The organism is Pseudomonas sp. FW305-E2 (genome assembly GCF_058782925.1).
The window spans coordinates 85930-106062 of sequence record NZ_JBYSYE010000016.1 but is presented as its reverse complement, the minus strand read 5'-3'; the positions used below and the strand labels follow the sequence as shown (position 1 = coordinate 106062).

The 20133-nt window shown below is 61.9% G+C and carries 20 protein-coding genes; 5 read left to right on the top strand and 15 right to left on the bottom strand.

The genetic code is table 11. From position 1 onward, the window contains the following. Positions 1-313: 313 nt before the first annotated feature. The 9 genes from msrQ to mrcB all read right to left on the bottom strand — a co-directional run bounded on the left by msrQ (position 314) and on the right by mrcB (position 10188). Entirely contained in the window at positions 314-925 is a 612-nt protein-coding gene (gene msrQ / locus AC3WLP_RS14630; RefSeq protein ID WP_012053726.1) for a protein-methionine-sulfoxide reductase heme-binding subunit MsrQ, read from the bottom strand. After that, the gene (gene msrP / locus AC3WLP_RS14625) at positions 925-1938 is read right to left on the bottom strand and encodes a protein-methionine-sulfoxide reductase catalytic subunit MsrP (protein WP_017147957.1); all 1014 of its coding nucleotides are present in this window, start codon (positions 1936-1938) and stop codon (positions 925-927) included. Before msrP ends, msrQ begins: the two co-directional genes overlap by 1 nt. Positions 1939-2017: 79 nt before the next feature. Further along, positions 2018-2869, bottom strand: coding sequence for a CDP-diacylglycerol--serine O-phosphatidyltransferase (gene pssA / locus AC3WLP_RS14620; RefSeq protein WP_003250045.1), 852 nt, complete (start codon positions 2867-2869; stop codon positions 2018-2020). Positions 2870-3019: 150 nt separating this feature from the next. Continuing rightward, complete coding sequence (ilvC, locus tag AC3WLP_RS14615) at positions 3020-4036, bottom strand: ketol-acid reductoisomerase (protein ID WP_003250043.1); 1017 nt, start codon at positions 4034-4036, stop codon at positions 3020-3022. A 56-nt stretch (positions 4037-4092) separates the two neighbouring features. After that, positions 4093-4584 carry an acetolactate synthase small subunit gene (ilvN, locus tag AC3WLP_RS14610; protein ID WP_003250040.1) on the bottom strand — a complete coding sequence of 164 codons (492 nt, stop codon included), beginning with the start codon at positions 4582-4584 and terminating at the stop codon, positions 4093-4095. Position 4585: 1 nt separating this feature from the next. Next, positions 4586-6310: an acetolactate synthase 3 large subunit gene (locus AC3WLP_RS14605; protein WP_003250036.1), complete on the bottom strand. Its 1725-nt coding sequence runs from the start codon at positions 6308-6310 to the stop codon at positions 4586-4588. A 408-nt stretch (positions 6311-6718) separates the two neighbouring features. Then, the gene (locus AC3WLP_RS14600; protein ID WP_003250034.1) at positions 6719-7051 is read right to left on the bottom strand and encodes a YqcC family protein; all 333 of its coding nucleotides are present in this window, start codon (positions 7049-7051) and stop codon (positions 6719-6721) included. Next, positions 7051-7851: a tetratricopeptide repeat protein gene (locus AC3WLP_RS14595; protein WP_012053728.1), complete on the bottom strand. Its 801-nt coding sequence runs from the start codon at positions 7849-7851 to the stop codon at positions 7051-7053. The genes AC3WLP_RS14600 and AC3WLP_RS14595 overlap by 1 nt, the downstream gene beginning before the upstream one ends. A gap of 15 nt (positions 7852-7866) precedes the next feature. Then, positions 7867-10188: a penicillin-binding protein 1B gene (gene mrcB, locus AC3WLP_RS14590; protein ID WP_012053729.1), complete on the bottom strand. Its 2322-nt coding sequence runs from the start codon at positions 10186-10188 to the stop codon at positions 7867-7869. Between the two features lie 115 nt (positions 10189-10303). Here mrcB and AC3WLP_RS14585 point away from each other — a divergent pair, with 115 nt between their 5' ends. Together AC3WLP_RS14585 and AC3WLP_RS14580 are read left to right on the top strand one after the other, a co-directional pair. Next, positions 10304-11866 (top strand): bifunctional aminoglycoside phosphotransferase/ATP-binding protein, encoded by a 1563-nt coding sequence (locus AC3WLP_RS14585; protein ID WP_017147959.1) that lies wholly within the window; start codon positions 10304-10306, stop codon positions 11864-11866. 157 nt (positions 11867-12023) lie between these two features. Next, positions 12024-12302: a TfoX/Sxy family protein gene (locus tag AC3WLP_RS14580; RefSeq protein WP_010955337.1), complete on the top strand. Its 279-nt coding sequence runs from the start codon at positions 12024-12026 to the stop codon at positions 12300-12302. Positions 12303-12482: 180 nt separating this feature from the next. On the opposite strand, the gene AC3WLP_RS14575 is transcribed toward AC3WLP_RS14580, so the two are convergent. The 4 genes from AC3WLP_RS14575 to AC3WLP_RS14560 all read right to left on the bottom strand — a co-directional run bounded on the left by AC3WLP_RS14575 (position 12483) and on the right by AC3WLP_RS14560 (position 16184). Then, complete coding sequence (locus AC3WLP_RS14575) at positions 12483-13394, bottom strand: ChaN family lipoprotein (protein WP_088513233.1); 912 nt, start codon at positions 13392-13394, stop codon at positions 12483-12485. Between the two features lie 104 nt (positions 13395-13498). Continuing rightward, positions 13499-14266: a heme ABC transporter ATP-binding protein gene (locus tag AC3WLP_RS14570; RefSeq protein ID WP_003250021.1), complete on the bottom strand. Its 768-nt coding sequence runs from the start codon at positions 14264-14266 to the stop codon at positions 13499-13501. Continuing rightward, entirely contained in the window at positions 14266-15249 is a 984-nt protein-coding gene (locus AC3WLP_RS14565) for a FecCD family ABC transporter permease (protein WP_178085903.1), read from the bottom strand. Before AC3WLP_RS14565 ends, AC3WLP_RS14570 begins: the two co-directional genes overlap by 1 nt. A 50-nt stretch (positions 15250-15299) precedes the next feature. Continuing rightward, on the bottom strand, positions 15300-16184 hold the full coding sequence (locus AC3WLP_RS14560; protein ID WP_088513235.1) for a heme/hemin ABC transporter substrate-binding protein: 885 nt from the start codon (positions 16182-16184) through the stop codon (positions 15300-15302). A 148-nt stretch (positions 16185-16332) separates the two neighbouring features. On the opposite strand from AC3WLP_RS14560, the gene AC3WLP_RS14555 reads away from it, so the two are divergent. Then, entirely contained in the window at positions 16333-16650 is a 318-nt protein-coding gene (locus AC3WLP_RS14555) for a Rieske (2Fe-2S) protein (RefSeq protein WP_088513236.1), read from the top strand. Here the strand turns inward: AC3WLP_RS14555 and sfsA are convergent. Then, positions 16640-17353 carry a DNA/RNA nuclease SfsA gene (sfsA, locus tag AC3WLP_RS14550; protein ID WP_004575787.1) on the bottom strand — a complete coding sequence of 238 codons (714 nt, stop codon included), beginning with the start codon at positions 17351-17353 and terminating at the stop codon, positions 16640-16642. The two genes, AC3WLP_RS14555 and sfsA, sit on opposite strands and share 11 nt — an antisense overlap. After that, positions 17353-18525: a pyridoxal phosphate-dependent aminotransferase gene (locus AC3WLP_RS14545; protein WP_088513237.1), complete on the bottom strand. Its 1173-nt coding sequence runs from the start codon at positions 18523-18525 to the stop codon at positions 17353-17355. The genes sfsA and AC3WLP_RS14545 overlap by 1 nt, the downstream gene beginning before the upstream one ends. A 210-nt stretch (positions 18526-18735) precedes the next feature. Between AC3WLP_RS14545 and dksA the strand changes: the two genes are divergently transcribed. Both dksA and gluQRS read left to right on the top strand, forming a co-directional pair. Further along, positions 18736-19182: an RNA polymerase-binding protein DksA gene (gene dksA, locus AC3WLP_RS14540; protein ID WP_003250009.1), complete on the top strand. Its 447-nt coding sequence runs from the start codon at positions 18736-18738 to the stop codon at positions 19180-19182. Positions 19183-19245: 63 nt separating this feature from the next. Continuing rightward, positions 19246-20133, top strand: a complete 888-nt coding sequence (gene gluQRS / locus AC3WLP_RS14535) for a tRNA glutamyl-Q(34) synthetase GluQRS (RefSeq protein ID WP_003250007.1) — start codon at positions 19246-19248, stop codon at positions 20131-20133.

The following is a 20133-nucleotide window of genomic DNA, read 5'->3' as shown; positions in this document are numbered from 1 at the left end:
GAGTTTTTCGTTCCGATGTCGCTGGAAGTGGGGCGCATTATAAGGGGATTCGAGAGGGCGTCAACCTTTAATTTCAAGAAAGTGAAATATAAGGGGAAAAGACCGTATCGGGGCTGCCAAGTGTTCGCCACGACAGTTTCAGCGCCTGTGAGACCGAGCGCCGCCCGCGCGGCGCTCGGTCTCATAGGCGGTGAATGTCTCAAGCCGGACGCGCGCGGCGCCCGATCTCGCAGGCGCCAGAGAAACAAAGGCGGGCACCCTCCCACAGCCATTGCTATCTCAAGACAGGCCCTTGGCAGCCCCCATCCCTCTCTCAAACCGCCCTACCCTGCTTCCTGGCAACCCTGGGAAGAGCCCGCGCAACAGCAGGTATCCGCAATACCATCAACACAGCCCCAATAAACGCATAGATCGCCCATTCCCGAAGGTCGGAACGCACGATCCACAGGAAATGCAGCAAGCCCAACCCAAGCACCGCGTACACCAACCTGTGCAGCTTCCTCCACCGCGCGCCCAGCCGCCGTTGGCTGTACCGGTTCGAGGTGACCGCCAGCGCCAGCAACCCCAGGAACCCCAGCGCCCCCACAATAATGTAGGGGCGCTTGCGCAACTCCACCGCCAACTGCCCCCAATCCAGCCCTAGAATAAAAAACAGGTAGGCCAGAATATGCAGCACTATATAGGCGAACACCCATAACCCCAGCTGCCGGCGAACCACGATCCAGCCAGACCAGCCCGTCAGCTTCTGCAGTGGCGTCATGCTCAAGGTCACCAACAGGAAGGTAAGCGCCCCAAGCCCAAGACGATCCATCATGATCTTCCCGGGATCAGGCCCCAGCAGGTTCATCGCCGCTTCATATAGCCACCACACCGGGAACAGGCAGCCTACGACAAAGATGGCCAAGCGAAACCAGGGGTAACGCATCAGTAGTTCTTCCGCAGATCGAGCCCGGTATACAGCGACGCCACTTCATCGGCATAGCCATTGAACATCTGTGTCTCCCGCACGTTGGGGCTGAACAACCCGCTGGGCAAACGACGTTCGCGCGCCTGGCTCCAGCGCGGGTGGTCGACTGTCGGGTTCACATTGGCATAGAAACCATATTCATCCGGCGCCAGCCCTTCCCAGGTAGTGCCGGGCTGCTCCGCGACCAGGCTGATGCGCACAATCGACTTGATGCTCTTGAAGCCATACTTCCAAGGCACCACCAAACGCAACGGCGCACCGTTTTGGTTGGGCAGTTCCCGGCCGTACATACCCACTGCGAGAATTGCCAGCGGGTGCATCGCCTCATCCAGGCGCAACCCTTCTCTATAAGGCCAGTCGATCAAGGCGAAGCCAGAACGTTGCCCCGGCATATGCTGCGGATCCTTCAGCGTTTCGAAACGCACATAACGCGCACTGGAAGTCGGCTCGACCTGCTTGAGCACCTGAGCCAAAGGGAACCCCAGCCACGGAATGACCATCGACCACGCCTCTACGCAGCGCAGCCGATAGATCCGCTCCTCAAGCTGATAGGGTTTGACGAAGTCCTCCAGTGCATAGCGTCCGGGCTTGCCCACTTCACCATCCACCACAATGGACCACGGTTCGGTCTTCAGGCTGTCGCCATTGGCCGCCGGGTCGCCCTTGTCGGGCCCGAACTCGTAGAAGTTGTTGTAGTGAGTGGCATCCTTGAACGGCGTAATCGCCTCGTCCTTCACCGTCACCGCTTGCCAGCGCGTGGCCGCGAGCTTGTCAGTGAACCAGGCCGGCGCGGCTCCAGCCTGCACATCGGCATAACGCGACCCTTGCGCCGCGCCCACCCCGCCCGGCAATGCGCCTAGCGCCAAGCCAGCCAATGAGCCACCCAGCAGGGTACGACGGGAAAGGTAAATGCCTTCGGGGGTGATCTCCGACGCCTTGCACTCGGAAGACCTGGGAAGCTTGATAAGCATGAACGGCTCCATAGCACTGAGTAACGGATGTACCAGTAAGACTATGGAGCCGTGAGGTTATTCCAGCGTTAAGTGATTCTCACGCTTTGCGACGGCGTGCCTTCAGCAGGAACTGGATCGGCCCCGATGCTGCATAGGCGAGGAAGATCAACAGCAGGATACGCGGCGGGTCGCTGAACACGACGGCAAACACCAGCACCACAGCCAGGATCGCCACGAACGGGACGCGCCCCTTGAGGTCCAGCTCCTTGAAACTGTTGTACTTGATGTTGCTGACCATCAGCATGCCAGCAGCAGCCACCAGCAGCGCGACCAGGAACGACAGCTTGGAGCCCTGGATGCCGTAGTCGCTGAACGCCCATACGGTGCCCGCCACCACACCTGCGGCAGCCGGGCTGGCCAGGCCGATGAAGTAGCGCTTGTCGGCGGTACCGACCTGGGTATTGAAGCGCGCCAGGCGCAACGCGGCACCGGCCACATAGATGAAGGCAACCATCCAGCCGACCTTGCCCATGTCACCCAGCGCCCAACCGAAGGCCAGCAAAGCCGGGGCCACACCAAAGGCGACCATATCCGACAGCGAGTCATACTCGGCACCGAAGGCACTCTGGGTATTGGTCATGCGCGCAACGCGGCCGTCCAGGCCATCGAGCACCATGGCCACGAAGATGGCGATAGCGGCAAAAGCGAAGTACTTGCTCGCCTCGCGCGGGTCGCCGGCACTCAGGGCGCTCTGTGCGCTCATCGAGCTGATGATGGAATAGAAACCGGCAAACAGGTTGGCGGTGGTAAACAGGTTGGGCAGCAGGTAGATGCCGCGGTGGCGCACCTTGCGGCCTTCGGCGTCATGCCCTTCTTCAACGTGCTCATCGACAGGTAGCAGGCTTTCGGCGTCGGAGGGCTTGTTCGGCTCTTCGGGACGTTCGCTCATGGAGGGTACCTTGCAACAGGATGGAAAATGTTCGACACGGGCCCGCGAAACAGGTTCTGACAGCGAGCCACTGGTCTGCTTTATACCAGAAGCTGGATGCCAGAACGAAAAAACGCGGCCGAAGCCGCGTTTTTCATCTTTCGATAAGACTTAGTTCTTGGTCTTGTCGACGATTTTGTTAGCCGAGATCCACGGCATCATCGAGCGCAGCTGCTCGCCGATGATTTCGATGCCGTGAGCGGCGTTGTTGCGGCGCTTGGCGGTCATCGATGGGTAGTTGGTAGCACCTTCGGAGATGAACATCTTCGCGTACTCGCCGTCCTGGATGCGCTTCAGGGCATTGCGCATGGCCTTGCGGGATTCTTCGTTGATGACTTCCGGGCCAGTGACGTACTCACCGTATTCGGCGTTGTTGGAGATCGAGTAGTTCATGTTGGCGATGCCGCCTTCGTACATGAGGTCTACGATCAGTTTCAGTTCGTGCAGGCACTCGAAGTAGGCCATTTCCGGCGCGTAGCCAGCTTCGACCAGGGTTTCGAAACCGGCTTTGACCAGCTCGACGGTACCGCCACACAGAACAGCCTGCTCACCGAACAGGTCGGTTTCAGTTTCGTCCTTGAAGGTGGTTTCGATGATACCGGTACGGCCACCACCCACGCCCGAAGCGTAGGACAGTGCGACGTTCTTGGCGTTGCCGGAAGCGTCCTGGTAGATAGCGATCAGGTCAGGGATGCCGCCGCCTTTGACGAACTCGGAGCGAACGGTGTGGCCCGGGGCTTTCGGCGCGATCATGATCACGTCGAGGTCGGCACGCGGAACAACCTGGTTGTAGTGGATCGAGAAACCGTGAGAGAAGGCCAGGGTAGCGCCCTTCTTGATGTTCGGCTCGATTTCGTTCTTGTACAGAGCACCCTGGAACTCGTCCGGGGTCAGGATCATGACCAGGTCAGCCGCAGCGACAGCGGTAGCAACATCGGCAACTTTCAGGCCGTGGGCTTCAGCCTTGGCAACGGTAGCCGAACCTTTACGCAGACCGACGGTAACGTCTACACCGGAGTCTTTCAGGTTGCACGCCTGAGCGTGGCCTTGGGAGCCGTAACCGATGATGGCGACTTTCTTACCCTGGATGATGGAAAGGTCGCAGTCTTTATCGTAGAAAACTTTCATGAAAATACCCCTGGTTATATCTCGGCCCCTGCGGAGCCATCGCTAATTTTTTGGATTTAGATGCTGAGCACTTTGTCGCCACGGGCAATGCCGGTAACGCCGCTGCGCACGGTTTCCAGAATCGATGCAGTGCCGATCGCCTGGATGAAGCTGTCCAGTTTGTCGCTGGTACCGCTCAGCTGCACGGTGTACACGCTGGCGGTCACGTCGACGATCTGGCCACGGAAGATATCCGTGGTGCGCTTGATCTCGGCACGCTGGGCACCGGTGGCCTTGACCTTGACCAGCATCAGTTCACGCTCGATGTGAGCGCTTTCCGACAGGTCGACAAGCTTGACCACTTCGACCAGCTTGTTCAGGTTCTTGGTGATCTGTTCGATCACTTCGTCATGGCCAACGGTGGTCAGCGTCAGACGCGACAGGGTCGGGTCTTCGGTTGGCGCTACAGTCAGGCTTTCAATGTTGTAGTTGCGCTGGGAGAACAGGCCGACCACGCGGGACAACGCACCTGGTTCGTTTTCCAGCAGCAGGGAAATGATGTGCCGCATATCAGGTACGCTCCGTCTTGCTCAGCCACATGTCACGCATCGAGCCATCCTTGATCTGCATCGGATAGACGTGCTCACTGCGGTCAACCGCGATGTCGATGAACACCAGACGGTCCTTCATCGCAAACGCTTCTTCCAGCTTCGGCTTGAGGTCCTTCAGGCTGGTGATGCGGATACCCACATGGCCATAGGCCTCGGCCAGCTTGATGAAGTCAGGCAGCGACTCGACGTACGAGTGCGAGTGACGACCGTTGTAGGCCATGTCCTGCCACTGGCGGACCATGCCCAGCACACCGTTGTTCAGGTTGACGATCTTCACCGGCAGGCCGTATTGCATGCAGGTGGACAGCTCCTGGATGTTCATCTGGATGCTGCCTTCGCCGGTCACACAGGCCACGTCCTGATCCGGGAAGTTGAGCTTGACGCCCATCGCCGCCGGGAAGCCGAAGCCCATGGTGCCCAGGCCACCGGAGTTGATCCAGCGGTTTGGCTTGTTGAAGCGGTAGTACTGCGCGGCAAACATCTGATGCTGGCCCACGTCGGAAGTGACGAAGGCATCGCCATTGGTCACTTCACACAGTGTCTCGATGACTTTTTGCGGTTTGATGACGTTGCCATCGCCCTTGTCGTAAGGGAACAACTCGCCATTGCCACGCCATTCGTCAATCTGCTTCCACCAGGCATCCAGCGAAGCCTTGTCAGGCTGCTCGCCGATTTCCTTGAGGATGCCGAGCATTTCGCTGAGCACGCTGTCGACCGGGCCGACGATTGGCACGTCGGCCTTGATCATCTTCGAGATCGACGCCGGGTCGATGTCGATGTGGATGATCTTGGCGTTCGGGCAGAACTTGGCCGGACCGTTTACAACGCGGTCGTCGAAACGCGCACCGACGGCAAAAATGACGTCGGCATTGTGCATGGCCATGTTGGCGGTGTAGCTGCCATGCATGCCAAGCATGCCGAGGAACTGGCGGTCGGTCCCCGGGAAGCCACCCAACCCCATCAGGGTATTGGTGACCGGCAGGTTCAGCGACTTGGCAATTTCAGTCAGGGCTTCGGAGCCACCGCCGAGGATCACACCGCCACCGGAGTAGACGACCGGGCGCTTGGCCGCCAGAAGCATCTCGGCAGCCTTGCGGATCTGGCCGGAGTGACCGCGGACCGCCGGGCTGTAGGAGCGCAGCTTGACCTTTTTCGGGTAGACGTATTCGAACTTCTCAGCCGGGTTGGTCATATCTTTTGGAATGTCGACCACGACTGGACCTGGACGACCGGATTGCGCCAGGTAGAAAGCTTTTTTCAGAACTTCAGGGATCTCGGTCGGATTCTTGATCATGAAGCTGTGCTTCACGATCGGCCGCGAGATACCGATCATGTCAGTTTCCTGGAAGGCATCGGTGCCCACCATGGTGCTAGGCACCTGGCCGGACAGGATGACCATCGGAATCGAGTCCATGTAGGCGGTGGCAATACCGGTAATGGCATTGGTCGCGCCAGGACCGGAGGTTACCAGCACCACACCGGCCTTGCCGGTGGCGCGAGCGTAGCCGTCCGCCATATGGGTGGCCGCCTGCTCGTGACGAACCAGGATGTGTTCCACTTCCGGTTCTTTGAACAAAGCGTCGTAAACATGCAGGAGAGCACCACCAGGGTACCCGTAGATGTGCTTAACGCCTTCGTCACGCAAAAAGCGGACGACCATCTCAGCGCCAGATAAAAGCTCCACGTTGTTCACCTCTAAAACGCCAGAATACCGCCCTCACTGGACGGGTCTTAATAGGTTTACTGCCAAGCAGAGCATGAGCGAACGTCAGCACTGACTGAGCAAGTATTGGGAAATCCCCAGAGTGTTGCGGGGGTTTCCCACCCAGCGCGAGGTAACGCGTTGCGGGGTGTAACAGGTCGGCGCGGGTGTGCACCTCATGATCTGCTTAGCGGGTCTGCTTCTGGCAGTCCCTCTACAGCGGAAGTTGGATTCTTGTGATTCGGCGCCAACAAGTCAAGAAAAATTATTGCCAATTTTTCCCCAAGATGAATTCCTGCCACCACTAAAAATCGCTTCAGCAGCAGAATTAAGAAGATTTCCAAAAAAAAGGGCCACAATCTGCGGCCCTTGACGGAAAAACTGAAGAAATCAGGCGGAAGGAGCGATCAATTGGTCAAAAGCTGCCAACAGGCGGCGTAGCTCACGACTTTGCTCCGGCCGGTCGGTAAACACGGTTTCGGCCATGACAAGGATGCTCGATGCGTTGGGCAGCGGGTGGCCCAGCTCGATGATGATCTTCATGCGTGGCAGGAAGATCCATTGCAGCCACTGCTCAAAACTGAGGGTATCCACGGCGAACGGCACCGTACTGGCCAGTGCCTCGTCGCTTGGCGGCTCGTCATCCCACCAGCCTTGCACCTGCAGCTCACGCTCGATCAAGAGCAGGTGGTCGGCAATATCCAGCACGCGTTGCTCGATCATCACGAATTGACCCGCGCCTTTTGCCGGGCCAGCGCAGCGCCGGCGCTGTCACCCTGCTTTTCACGGGCCTGGGCGATCGTGTTCCAAAGCTCTGCCTGCAGGCTTGGGCGGCCGTTGGCGTAGGTCAGGGCGCGGCGCGCCAACTGCTCGGCCTGCGCCGCATCACCTTGCGAGAGGCGCACCTGGGCCAGGCGATACAGCACCTGCGGCTCACGCGGAGCAATGCGCTGGGCACGCTCCAGGCTCGAGGCGGCACCGTTGAAGTCGCCACTGCCCTGCTGCGTCTTCGCAGTGGTCAGCAGTGCCAGCACAGGACCGTCCAGCTGCTCGTCGGCCGACAGGCCACCGGTGGCGGTGCTGCGCGGAATACCGGTTGGCGCACTGGCACTTTGCGGGGTGCTGTTCATCGCGGCAATGTCGAAGGGTTCATCGGCAATCGGGTTTGGATTGGTGGTCATCGGCGCCGAACTGACAGGTCCTGTACTGATCGGCCCCGGGGTGATCGGCGAGGTACTGATCGGCGCAGCGCCATTGCCCGCCGGGAATGTCTGGATGCCCGATGCGCCTGCGCCCTGCGGGATCATCACGGTGACACCGGAATCCTCCGGCAGCGTCTGCGCCTGGGCGGTGCCGGTGTTATAGCCACCCGCCGAGCGGTTGGCCGTCACGCGTTCGCTGTTGGACACGCGGGTGCTCGAGTCGACCACCGGAATATTGCCACGCGGGACGCTGGAGCACCCCTGGAGCACAGCCAACGCCGTCACGGCAGGAAACAGCCACTTGTTCACGTCACACCTCATCAATGCAGCCTGTGCTTAATTCATCCAGCCCTTGACCCAGTCCATGACCGATTCGACTGGGTCCTGCTCGCCGCCACAGGTTGCGCCGGCCGGCGGCTCACTCCCGCGAATATACGGCATCTGCACCGCTCCCGGACAGCTGGCATCAGACCCATGGCCACTGTAGGGGTCGATCCAGGCCTGCACCACGTTGTCAGGTTGCGGCATATCCAGCGGCAGCGGGTCGGCCTTCTTCATGAAGCTGGTCCACACCTGCAAGGCGCCGGTGGCGCCGGTAAACGGTGTCTTGCCGTTATCGTCACGGCCCATCCACACCACGGCCAGCAGATCCTGACTGAAGCCGGAGAACCAGCTGTCACGCGAGTCGTTACTGGTACCGGTCTTGCCCGCCAGGGTCAGCGAGCGTGGCAAGGTGTTGTACACCGAACGCCCTGTACCTTCGCGCATTACACGCTGCATGGCGTTCTGCACCAGGTAAATGGCACCCGGGTCGAAGGTTTGCTGGATCTGGAACGGGTAGCGCTTGAGCGGCTCGCCCTCGGCGGTGAGCACGCTGCGGATACCGCGCATCGGCGTGTTGAAGCCGCCGTTGGCGATGGTCTGGTACATGGTTGCGACCTGCATCGGCGACATGCCACCCGCCCCCAGCAACATGGCCGGGAACGCTGGCCAGTCGACATTCACGCCCAAGCGACCAATGGTCTTGATCACGTTCGGCACACCCACTTCCAGGCCGAGCTTGGCGGTCGACAGGTTGTAAGAGTTGGCCAGCCCCTGGTACAGGTAGATCGTGCCATGCGGGCGGCGGTCATAGTTTTGCGGGCGCCAGACCTGGCCGTCAGCCCCTTTGACCGAAAATGGCTCGTCCTGCACCCAACTGGTCAGGGTGTACTTGCTCGGCTGCTCCAGCGCAGTCAGGTATACCGACGGTTTGACCAGGGAGCCGATCGGCCGTACAGCATCGATGGCCCGGTTGAAGCCGGCAAAACCTGCCTGGCGGCTACCGATCAGCGCTTGTACTTCACCGGTTTCAGGGTTGGTCACGACCATTGCCGCCTCGACATCGTCTGCCCCCTTGCGGCCCGCCAGGCGCTTGAAGGTCTCGCTCATCGAGGTTTCGGCCTTCATCTGCAGGATAGGGTCGAAGCTGGTAAAGATGCGCAGGCCTTCTTCGGTCAAGTCTTCGTCGCGGTAATCCTGGCGCAACTGTCGCTTGACCAGGTCGAGGAAGGCAGGGAACGAGCTGTCGGCCAGGCTGCCACGCTTGGTCACGCCCAGCGGCATTTTCTTCGCCGCATCGACTTCTGCCTGGCTGGCCACGCCCTGCTCGGCCACCAGGTCGAGCACCAGGTTGCGGCGAGCCAAGGCACGCTCGGGGTGACGCCGCGGGTTGTAGTAGGACGGGCCTTTGACCATGCCCACCAGCAGGGCGATCTGATGCAGTTTCAGCTCGGACAGCGGCTGGCTGAAGAAGAACTGACTCGCCAGACCAAAGCCGTGCACCGCGCGTTGACCGTCCTGGCCGACGAACACCTCGTTGAGGTAAGCCTCAAGGATTTCGCGCTTGTCGTAGTGCAGTTCGAGCAGGACCGCCATCATCGCCTCGGTCAGCTTGCGGCTGAGGCTGCGCTCGCTGCTGAGGTAGAAGTTCTTCACCAACTGCTGGGTCAGGGTACTGCCACCCTGGCGCATCGAGCCGGACGACGTGTTGACCCACATGGCCCGGACGATGGACTTTGGCGACACGCCGAAGTGACTGTAGAACTCGCGGTCTTCCGTGGCCACCAAGGTTTCGAGCAGATATTTGGGTACCTGATCGATCTTGATCAGGATGCGGTCTTCGAGATTTTTCGGATAGATGCCGCCGATCATCAGCGGCTCCAGCCGCACCACGTCAAGCGCCTTGCCGTTGGCACCGGAAAGGCCCGCAACGTAATCGCCAGAGAAGCGTACACGGACGAACTGCGCCGGCTCCATGCCCTCGTAGAACTGGAAGCCACGGGTATTGAGGTCGACGGTATTGCCGCTGACGGACGCAGCGCCCGGGCCGTTGGCCGCGTTTTCGCGACGGTAGCCGAGCGCATCGAGCTCGGTGAGGAAGTCGTTCTTGCTCAACTTCTGGCCGGTGAACAGCTCCAGCGGTCGGGCATACACTTTGGCCGGGATGGTCCAGCGCTTGCCGGAGAACTTTTCCTGGACGACGGCATCGAGGTAAACCGCGAAGCCGGCGACGATCACCAGGCCAACCAGGCTGAGCTTCAAAGCCCAGCCCAGCCAGGCGCGGGAGCGGCCGGTCGGGCGTTTCTGAGGGGTGCGGGAATTTCGGGTTCGGGTCATGGCGGCGGATTATACGCACTTTATAAAGGCTGGGCAGACGGCCCGGCGGTAGGCAGGGACGGCACCATTGACCATAATGGCGCATTCGAATTCCCTTGCCCCGGAAGGATTTGCCGTGAGCCAAGCTCTTATTACTGCGTTGCAGAACCCTGCCCTGTACCCTCACCCCGTGGAGGGGTTTCAGCTCATCGAGACGCATATCTCCTGGGTCCTGCTCACTGGCGAATACGCCTACAAGATCAAGAAACCGATGAATTTCGGCTTCCTGGACTTCACCGGACTGGACCAGCGCCAGCATTTCTGTAACGAAGAATTGCGCCTGAACCAACGCCTGACCGAAGGCCTGTACCTGGAAGTGTTGCCCATCACCGGTAGCGTCGACGCACCGCAGATCGGTGGCGAAGGCGTAGCCATCGAGTACGCGCTGAAGATGCGCCAGTTCCCCCAAGGGCAGATGCTCAACACCCTGCAGGCCAATGGCGAACTGAACGCCACGCACATCGACCAGATGGCCCGGCAGATTGCCGATTTTCACCTTCAGGCTCCGCGTGTGCCGATGGAGCACCCGCTGGGCACGCCAGAGAGCGTGATGGCCCCGGTGGAGCAGAACTTCGAGCAAATTCGCCCATTCCTCAGCGACAAAGCCGATCTGCAGCAACTTGACGCCCTGCAGGCCTGGGCCCGCAGCAGCTTCGAGCGCCTGCAAGGGCTGCTGGAAAAGCGCAAGGCCAATGGCTTCATCCGTGAGTGCCACGGTGACATTCACCTGGGCAACGCCACCTTGATCGATGGCAAGGTGGTTATCTTCGATTGCATCGAATTCAACGAGCCTTTCCGACTGACCGACGTCTACGCCGACACCGCCTTCCTGGCCATGGACCTGGAAGACCGTGGCCTGAAGTGCCTGGCCCGACGCTTCATCAGCCAGTACCTGGAACTGACAGGGGACTACGAAGGCCTGGAACTGCTCAACTTCTACAAAGCCTACCGCGCGCTGGTGCGGGCCAAGGTCGCACTGTTCAGCATGCCGGCCGACGCCGATGGCGTGCAACGTGCCACCACCCTGCGCACCTACCGCAACTACGCCAACCTGGCCGAAAGTTACAGCGCCATCCCGTCGCGCCTGCTGGCCATCACCCATGGTGTTTCGGCGGTGGGGAAAAGTCACGTGGCCATGCGCCTGGTCGAGGCCTTGGGTGCAGTGCGCGTGCGTTCGGACGTAGAGCGCAAGCGCCTGTTCGGCGAACAACAGCAGGCCGACGCCGGCCAACTGAGCACAGGCATCTATGACCAGGACGCCAGCGCTGCGACCTATCTGCGCCTGCACGAGATAGCTGCGACCGTGCTGCGCGCCGGCTTCCCGGTGGTGCTGGACGCCACCTACCTCAAGCGTGAACAACGCCAGGCTGCGGCAGAGGTTGCCAGCCAGACCGGCGTGCCGTTCCTCATCCTCGACTGCCACGCGCCAGAGGCGGTCATCGCCAGTTGGCTGGAGCAGCGCCAGGCTGAAAACAGCGACCCCTCGGATGCCACGCTGGAGGTGATCAAGGCCCAGCAGGCCAGCCGTGAGGCGCTGGATGCGCAGGAGCTGGTGCACAGCACCCGCGTCGATACCCAGGCTGCCGGCAGCATGGATCAAGTGATCGAGCAGATTCGCCAGCGGTTGCCTGGCCTGTAAGTTCGTGATCTTCCCGTGCCTGCCCGCGAAGGGGCAGGCACAGGCCGCTCATCACCCGATGGCAAAAAGCCGCATATTTCCCAACGCCCGCTACACTCCTCTCAGACCTGCTCGCGATTTATCCCCCATTCCCGTTCAGCCATCGCAAGGAGGCTCGATGAACGATGAATTGCAGCATCTGAAGAACCTTGGCAAGACGTCTGCGCAGTGGCTGCATGCAGCCGGCATCCACAGTGCATCGGATTTGCGCCGCCTGGGCGCGGTGGGTGCGTACCAGGCCGTGAAGACACGAGGGTTCCGTGCATCGAAGGTGCTGTTGTATGCCATTGAAGGCGCCCTGCTGGACATGCACTGGAACGATTTGCCGCTCGAACGCAAGGAAGCACTCAACCAACAATTGGACGCGAAAAACCCTACGCAAAAAAAACCAAAATAATAGGGGTAAAGGGATTGACGGCTAAATGAGAATTGTTATGATTATCACAACTGGTCGCGAGACTGGTTGGATAAGCTAAGAGCCCCTGGTTCGGACTCTCAGATTATCTCCTCATCAGGCTAATCACGGTTATTGACCCGGCAATTTGCCGGGTCTTTTTTTGCCTGTGCTTTTTCAGGATCAACGCCGCAGCTGCGCACAATAATCCTGCTCCGGCATCGCCGCCGTGTACCACACATAATCAGCCTCGCCAGGCTCGATTCGCTCGCCCACCTCAGCAAGCAGCAATACCTTGCTCTCCCCCGTCGCCCCCAGGTCAGCCAGATGCAAGGGTATGCCCAGGTCAGCCAGATGCAAGGGTATGCCCAGGTCCTTGCGCACATGGTAAGCCCCGGCAAACAGCAGTGCCGGTTGCGGTGCCGCCTGCAAGCGCTCGGCCATGCGCCGGTCGCGCTGCTGCTGAACGGCCAGCATCGCCGGTAACTGGTTTTCCGGCAGCATCCCGCAATGCCCGGCGCGCACCTGTTCCAGCAAGGCAGCCTTTACCGCGGGTGCATTGGACTTTTCGCCCTGCACCGGCGCCGGCTGTCGATAGGCCTGACGCATCTCGGCGGGCGAAAGGTTGGCGGCCAGCAACGTCACCCCATGCTGCAAGGCTTCGGTGACAATCGGCCCGTACAACTGCCAATCCCAGCCCTCCTGCCAGGCCAGTGCCTTGGGCAAGTCTTCCGGCAAAGGCTGCCCCACCAGCTTGTCCACCCGCGATTGCTGGCTGGGCTGCAGCATCTCCAGCAACAGGCTGCCCTGAGTGCGCTGGCCTTGAAGAGCGCGCAGCAGCCACAGTTGCAGCGCGTGATGGTCAGGGTTGTCATGCTTCTCGCCGACAAGCACTCGGGGTGCATCAGCCAGGCGCTGCACCAGCGTTTCAGGGCTTATGACCTGCTCATTGGACAGGTCGACAATCTTTCCCAGCTCGGCGTGCGTGCGACCTTCACTGCTCTGCCAGGCGGGCAACGGCGGCAGGCTGGCCTGACAGCCGCCTATCGCCAGTACCAGGCACAGCGAGAAACCGGACAGCATCGGGTGTCGCATCGGCAGTTACTCCATGTCATCCACACTTTCAATGGCCTGCACCGGGGGCGGGCCGGTCGCAAGACAAGGCCACTTTCACAAAGGCCCTGCACGCGTTGAGAACATCAACGGGTGATGATCAGCGGGTGCCCGCGCTCGGGGTGCGCCTGCACCAACACGTCAATACCGTACACCGCCTTCAGTGCCGCTGGGGTCAGTGCCTCTTCGGGCGTGGCAAACGCGTGGCAGCGCCCCTGTTCCAGCAACAGGATACGGTCACAGTAACGTGCTGCCAGGTTCAGGTCATGCAGGATCACCAACACTGCAGCACCGCAGTCGGCGAAGCGGCGTACGGCTTCCAGGGTGGTGTGCTGATGCAGCGGGTCGAGCATCGAGGTCGGCTCGTCGAGCAACAACGTGCTGCCCTCCTCCCCCGGCCATAGTTGCGCCAGCACGCGGGCCAGGTGTACCCGTTGCCGCTCGCCACCGGAAAGCGCCAGGTAGCTGCGCTCTACCAGGTGCCAGGCATCTGCCGCCCGCAACGCCGCTTCGACAATTTCCGCATCGCGCCGCTGACCGGTGCCATGAGGCATGCGCCCCATGCCTACCACTTCCTCCACCCGAAACGAGAAACCCAGGCTGGACACCTGCGGCAACACTGCCAGGCGCCTTGCCCGTTCCTGTCCGGCCCAATCGGCCAGCGGGCGGCCCTGCAGCGTTACCCGCCCGCGGTCGGGCGCCAGTTCACCGCACAGCACACTCAGCAAGCTGCTCTTGCCGGCACCGTTGGGACCGAGCACACCCACGACCTGCCCCGGAGGCAACTGCAGGTGAATGTCGTGCAGCACCTCATTGCTGCCCCTGCGCAGGTACAGGCCCTCTACATGCAACATCAGCCGCGCCCTCGCATCAGCAGGAACAGGAAGAACGGCGCACCAATGAAGGCCGTTACGATACCAATCGGCAGCTCGGCAGGCGCCAGTAGCAGCCGCGCCGCCAGGTCGGCGAACAACATCAGTACACCGCCGGCCAGCAGCGAGGCAGGCAGCACCACACGGTGATCAGGCCCGGCCAGCAGACGTACCAGGTGCGGCACTACCAGGCCGATGAAGCCGATCAACCCGGCTGCCGCCACTGCCGCCCCCACGCCCAGCGCCGTGCAGAACACCAGCTCACGCTTGAGCCGCTCCACGTCAACGCCCAGGTGACGCGCCTCCGACTCACCCAGCAACAGGGCATTCAGCGCCTTGGCCCGGCGCGGCAGCCACACCGCCACCCCTGTCGCCACCAGCAACAATGGCCACAGCCGCTCATAGCTGGCGCCATTGAGGCTGCCAAGGTTCCAGAACGTCAGCGTGCGCAAGGTGGCGTCATCGGCCAGGTAAGAGAACAGCCCCACGGCCGCGCCCCCCAGCGCGGTCATGGCCACGCCAGCCAATAGCATCGTGGCGACGTTGGTCTGGCCATCGCGGCGCCCCAGGCGGTAGACCAGCGCAGTTACCCCAAGCCCGCCGACAAACGCGCAGAACGACAGCAGATAAGGCGCGAAAGCATCCGGCATGCCGCCAAACCAGGCGCCGCCAACAATGGCAACCGCTGCCCCCATCGCAGCGCCGGCGGCAACCCCTACCAGCCCGGGGTCGGCCAGCGGGTTGCGGAACAGCCCCTGCATGCCCACCCCGGACAGCGCCAGCACCGCGCCCACCGCCAACCCCAACAGGGTGCGCGGCAGGCGGATCTGACCAAGGATCATCTCGGCCTGCTGCAGGCCATCTTCGGAAACGGGCAGTCCCAACAGGCGCAGGCCAGCGCGCAGCGTATCGAACATCGGCAGGCTGACTGGCCCCAGCGCCAGTGACAGCCAGATTGCCAACAGGCACAGCAGGCTCAGGCTAATGAACAACGTACGTGGCGAGACCCGCTGTTTCATTGTGCGAAGCTGGCCTGAGCAGCCGGGTAGAAGGTGGCTGCCAGCGACTGCAAGGTCGCCGGTAGCCGAGGCCCGAGCCCGCCGACCAGCAGCGTCGGGTCCAAGGAGACCAGGCGTTTCTCACGCACGGCCCGCGAGGCAGCCAGCGCGGGGTTTTCTTTCAACAGCGCCTGCAAGGCCTGTTCATCGGCCAGCGCCCGGTCGGAAAACACGATCACATCCGGGTCAAGCGCCGCCAAGGCTTCGTTGGAGAAGTTCTTGTAGCCAGGGTGCGCGGCCAGGTTACGCCCACCCGCCTGGCTCAGCAGCCAGTCACCGGCAGTGCCTTGCCCGGCGATCAGCGGCTTGGCCCCGGCATGGCCGACCAGCAGCAACACCCCGGGAGCCTGCTGCCCGGCCTGGGCCAGCTTGACGTTGGCCTGCAACGCATCGAGCCGCTGGCGGTAGTCCGCAGCAAGCGCGGACGCTTGCTGCTCTGCACCGAGCAACTGCCCCAGGTGCCTGAGGTTTTCATCTACTGCCGGCAGCTCGGCCTTGCTGGAGAACAACTCGACCCGCACACCGGCCTTGCGGATTTGCGCCAGTACCGGTGGCGGCCCCATTTCCTCGGTGCCCACCAGCACATCCGGGCGCAGGCTCAGGATGCCTTCGGCCGACAGTTGCCGCTGATAACCCACACTGGGCAAGGCTTTCAACGAGGCCGGGTGCTGACTGGTAGTGTCCACACCGACCAGGCGCGCTTCACCTCCCAATGCGGTTATCCACTCGCTCAAGGCGCCACCCGCGCTGACCCAGCGTTGCGGCTGCTCGGCTGCCAAGGCTTGGGTAGAGAGCACAAGGCTTGCACACAGAGCGAGAAAAGCAGCTGGACGGCGCATCATCGGGTTCCTTCTGAAGGCGGGCTACACGCCTTGTGGCGAGCAGCGGAACTGCGCACCATAGGCAGCCGGGCGCAGCGAATGCGATCAATTTGATAATTATTCGCATTGGAGCGTCAAGCCATCACGTGTTTCACGGGTCATCCTTGCCATGCACTTCCTTTGTACATCCCTCGGCCTGGCCGAGGGCCAAAGCCGCGCCTTCAGCGTAGACGGCCTCGAACTGTTCGGCGTGCGTCGCCAAGGCCAGGTGTACCTGTACCGCAACCGCTGCCCGCACCGGGACATCCCGCTGAACTGGGCAGAGGACGCGTTTCTGGATGACAGCGCCAGCCTCATCCACTGCGCCCATCACGGAGCCCTGTTCCTGATAGAAAGCGGCGAATGCGTGGCAGGCCCCTGTGAGGGTGAGCAGCTGCAGCCCCTGGGCTGCCACGAAGATAGCCAGGGCATCTGGTTCATGGGGTAAGCAGCACCGGCAAGCGGCGATCGATGACGATACCCTCGGCGTCCAGCCGAGTGCCATAGGCAAGCACCTCCACCCCGTCCGCTACGGCAGCGCGCAGCGCCTGGGCGTAGGCTGTATCAATTTCTTCAGCCGGGCGCACAGCGTCGATACCGGTCAGGTTCACGCAATACAGCTGCACGGCCCGCACGCCCTGCCGGGCCAGCTTTGCCAGCTCACGCAGGTGTTTCGCACCGCGTTGAGTCACCGCATCAGGGAAGGCCGCAACTGCAGTGTCGGGGTAGCCCAGCGTCACACTCTTGACCTCGACATAGGCCGGGGCACCCTCGAACTCCAGGCGAAAGTCGATACGGCTGCCTTCTTCGCCATAGGCCACTTCACGCTTGAGTGCAGTGAAACCGGCCAGTTCAGTGATTGTGCCGGCGCGCAGGGCCTCTTCGACCAACGCATTGGCCCGCCCGGTATTCACGCAGGCCAACCGCCCCTGGGGGGTTTCGCTGATTTCCCAGGTCCCTGGCAGCTTGCGCTTGGGGTCGTTGGAGCGGCTGAACCACACCTGCCCACCTTCACGCATGCAGTTGAGCATGGAGCCGGTATTCGGGCAGTGGATAGTCATCTGCTCGCCGCTGGCCAGTTCGATATCAGCCAGAAAGCGCTTGTAGCGACGCAACAGGCGGCCCTGCTCGAGTGAAGGAGAGAAACGCATCAGCCTTGCCAGCTCTGCAGGCCACGGGCAATACGCTGCACCGCTTCTTCCAGGCGCGGCAGGCTCTGGGTATAAGCGAAGCGCACATGGTGCCCGGCCAGGTGGCGACCGAAGTCCAGGCCCGGCGTGAACGCCACGTGCTCGGTTTCCAGGAAGTGTCGGCAGAATGCGAACGCGTCCCCGCCAAAAGCGCTGATATCGGCATACAGGTAGAACGCGCCTTGCGGCTCGACGGCGATGCGGAAGCCCAGTTCACGCAGGGCGGGCAGCAGGTAGTCGCGACGGCGGGCGAATTCGGCGCGGCGCTCTTCGAAAATGGCCAGCGCCTCGGGCTGGAAACAGGCCAGCGCGGCATGCTGGGCCATGCTCGGCGCACTGATGTACAGGTTCTGCGCCAGTTTCTCCAGGTCGGCGACCGCACCGGGCGGGGCCACCAACCAGCCAAGGCGCCAACCGGTCATGCCGAAATACTTGGAAAAACTATTCAGGACGAATGCCGAGTCGTCGACTTCCAGCACGCTCGGCGCGTCCATGCCATAGGTGAGGCCGTGGTAGATCTCGTCCACCACCAAGTGGCCATGCCGCTCATGGGTGGTTTTGGCCAGGCGGGCCAATGCTTCGCGCCCCAGCACGGTACCGGTCGGGTTAGCCGGCGAAGCGACCAGGGCTCCGACAGTGTCCTTGTCCCAGTAGCGCTCAACCAGGTCGGCAGTCAGCTGGTAGTTCACGTCCGGGCCCACCGGTACCAATTGGGCCCCGCCCTCGACCAGGCGCAGGAAGTGGCGATTGCACGGGTAACCCGGATCGGCCAGCAGCCAGTGCTTGCCCGGGTCCACCAGCAGGCTGCTGGCCAGCAGCAGCGCGCCGGAGCCACCTGGGGTAACAAGGATGCGTTCCGGGTCGATGTTCAGGCCATAGCGCTGCCCATAAAAACCGGCAATTGCCTCACGCAGTGCCGGCAGACCGCGTGCGGCGGTGTAGCGCGTGTGCCCGGCGGCCAGCGCGGCCTGGCCGGCCGCGACGATGGGTGCGGCCGTGGTGAAGTCCGGCTCACCGATTTCCAGGTGGATCACGTCGTGCCCGGCCGCCTGCAGCTCGTTGGCCCGGGCCAGCAGCGCCATGACGTGGAAAGGTTCGATGGCGCGGCTGCGCGCACTGTAGGGTTGGGCCATGACCTTCTCTCAATTGGGTCTAAACTGGAGATTCTACCTCTGCACACCACCGAACGTACCGCTCAGGCCGGTGTCAATTAGCAGGATCGGGCGGGGTAGCGCACCCCCGATCTATCTGGTAAGTTCGGCGGCTCGCAGTCGCAGGGCCGGCGGTCGCCGGAGATGGAGCATCCTGCGCATTGGATCAGATGAGTGAGAGGCGGTCTATTCATGTCCACCCTAGAAAAGCAAAAAGCCAACCAGAATCTTTATGGGGTTGCACCCTATCAGGAGACCAAGGGTGAGGAGTACATGGGTGAGCCCATGCGCAAGCACTTCACCAAGATCCTCACTGGCTGGAAGCAAGAGCTGATGGTCGGCGTCGACAAGACCGTTGACCATATGAAAGAAGAAGCAGCCAACTTCGCAGATCCCGCAGACCGCGCATCCCAGGAAGAGGAGTTTGCCCTCGAACTGCGCAACCGCGACCGCGAGCGCAAGCTGATCAAGAAAATCGATAAAACCCTGCAGAAGATTCAGGACGAAGAGTACGGCTGGTGCGAGTCGTGCGGCATCGAGATCGGCTTGCGCCGCCTGGAAGCCCGCCCTACCGCCGACCTGTGCTTCGACTGCAAGGAAATTGCCGAGAAAAAGGAAAAAACGGTCGGCAAAGGCTGATCTTTCTTCCACCTGAACGGGGCGCATCATGCGCCCCGTTTCATTTATATGCCCAGCCTGACCATGACCGACTCCAGCTACATCGGGCGCTTCGCCCCCACCCCCAGCGGCTTCCTGCACTTCGGCTCGCTGGTCGCCGCCCTCGCCTCCTGGCTCGATGCCCGCGCCGTCAACGGCCGCTGGCTGCTGCGCATGGAAGACACCGACCCGCCCCGGGAAATGCCCGGCGCCCGCGATGCCATCCTCCAGACACTGGAACGTTATGGCCTGCACTGGGATGGCGAGGTGGTATTCCAGAGCCAGCGCCACGATGCCTATGCTGCCGTGGTAGACCGCCTGTTCAACATGGGCCTGGCGTATGCATGCACCTGCTCGCGCAAGCAACTGGAACGCTACAACGGCATCTACCCGGGCTTTTGCCGTAACGCCGGGCATGCCCGTGAAGGGGCGGCAATCCGCTTGCGGGTGCCAGAGCTGATCTACCGCTTTACCGACCGAGTGCAGGGTGAGTACCAGCAACACCTGGGGCGTGAGGTGGGCGACTTCGTCATCCAGCGTCGTGACGGGCTGTACGCCTACCAGCTGGCCGTGGTGCTGGACGATGCCTGGCAGGGTGTTACCGACATCGTGCGGGGTGCCGACCTGCTCGACAACACCCCGCGCCAGCTGTACCTGCAGGAGTTGCTGGGCTTCTCACAGCCGCGTTACCTGCATATTCCGCTGATCGTGCAGCCGGATGGGCACAAGCTGGGCAAGTCGTACCGTTCACCGCCACTGCAGGCGGAGCATGCTACCCCCCTGCTGCTGCGGGCATTGCGGGCGCTGGGGCAGGAGACAGACCCGGAACTGCTGTTGGCGACGCCGGCAGAGGTGCTGGCAGTCGCGCGCACGCAATGGCGGCCGGAAGCCATCGCGCAGCGGACCACGGTGCCAGAGGCTGATCTGCGCTGA

What these genes read in the sequence shown, in the direction of transcription:
- AC3WLP_RS14555 (WP_088513236.1), top strand. Translation starts at nt 16,333, where the DNA reads ATGCACTTCCTTTGTACATCCCTCGGCCTGGCCGAGGGCCAAAGCCGC.
- pssA (WP_003250045.1), bottom strand. Translation starts at nt 2,869, where the DNA reads ATGAGCGAACGTCCCGAAGAGCCGAACAAGCCCTCCGACGCCGAAAGC.
- ilvC (WP_003250043.1), bottom strand. Translation starts at nt 4,036, where the DNA reads ATGAAAGTTTTCTACGATAAAGACTGCGACCTTTCCATCATCCAGGGT.
- sfsA (WP_004575787.1), bottom strand. Translation starts at nt 17,353, where the DNA reads ATGCGTTTCTCTCCTTCACTCGAGCAGGGCCGCCTGTTGCGTCGCTAC.
- msrP (WP_017147957.1), bottom strand. Translation starts at nt 1,938, where the DNA reads ATGCTTATCAAGCTTCCCAGGTCTTCCGAGTGCAAGGCGTCGGAGATC.
- AC3WLP_RS14595 (WP_012053728.1), bottom strand. Translation starts at nt 7,851, where the DNA reads ATGAGGTGTGACGTGAACAAGTGGCTGTTTCCTGCCGTGACGGCGTTG.
- AC3WLP_RS14580 (WP_010955337.1), top strand. Translation starts at nt 12,024, where the DNA reads ATGAACGATGAATTGCAGCATCTGAAGAACCTTGGCAAGACGTCTGCG.
- ilvN (WP_003250040.1), bottom strand. Translation starts at nt 4,584, where the DNA reads ATGCGGCACATCATTTCCCTGCTGCTGGAAAACGAACCAGGTGCGTTG.
- AC3WLP_RS14560 (WP_088513235.1), bottom strand. Translation starts at nt 16,184, where the DNA reads ATGATGCGCCGTCCAGCTGCTTTTCTCGCTCTGTGTGCAAGCCTTGTG.
- gluQRS (WP_003250007.1), top strand. Translation starts at nt 19,246, where the DNA reads ATGACCGACTCCAGCTACATCGGGCGCTTCGCCCCCACCCCCAGCGGC.
- dksA (WP_003250009.1), top strand. Translation starts at nt 18,736, where the DNA reads ATGTCCACCCTAGAAAAGCAAAAAGCCAACCAGAATCTTTATGGGGTT.
- msrQ (WP_012053726.1), bottom strand. Translation starts at nt 925, where the DNA reads ATGCGTTACCCCTGGTTTCGCTTGGCCATCTTTGTCGTAGGCTGCCTG.
- AC3WLP_RS14545 (WP_088513237.1), bottom strand. Translation starts at nt 18,525, where the DNA reads ATGGCCCAACCCTACAGTGCGCGCAGCCGCGCCATCGAACCTTTCCAC.
- AC3WLP_RS14575 (WP_088513233.1), bottom strand. Translation starts at nt 13,394, where the DNA reads ATGCGACACCCGATGCTGTCCGGTTTCTCGCTGTGCCTGGTACTGGCG.
- mrcB (WP_012053729.1), bottom strand. Translation starts at nt 10,188, where the DNA reads ATGACCCGAACCCGAAATTCCCGCACCCCTCAGAAACGCCCGACCGGC.
- AC3WLP_RS14570 (WP_003250021.1), bottom strand. Translation starts at nt 14,266, where the DNA reads ATGTTGCATGTAGAGGGCCTGTACCTGCGCAGGGGCAGCAATGAGGTG.
- AC3WLP_RS14600 (WP_003250034.1), bottom strand. Translation starts at nt 7,051, where the DNA reads ATGATCGAGCAACGCGTGCTGGATATTGCCGACCACCTGCTCTTGATC.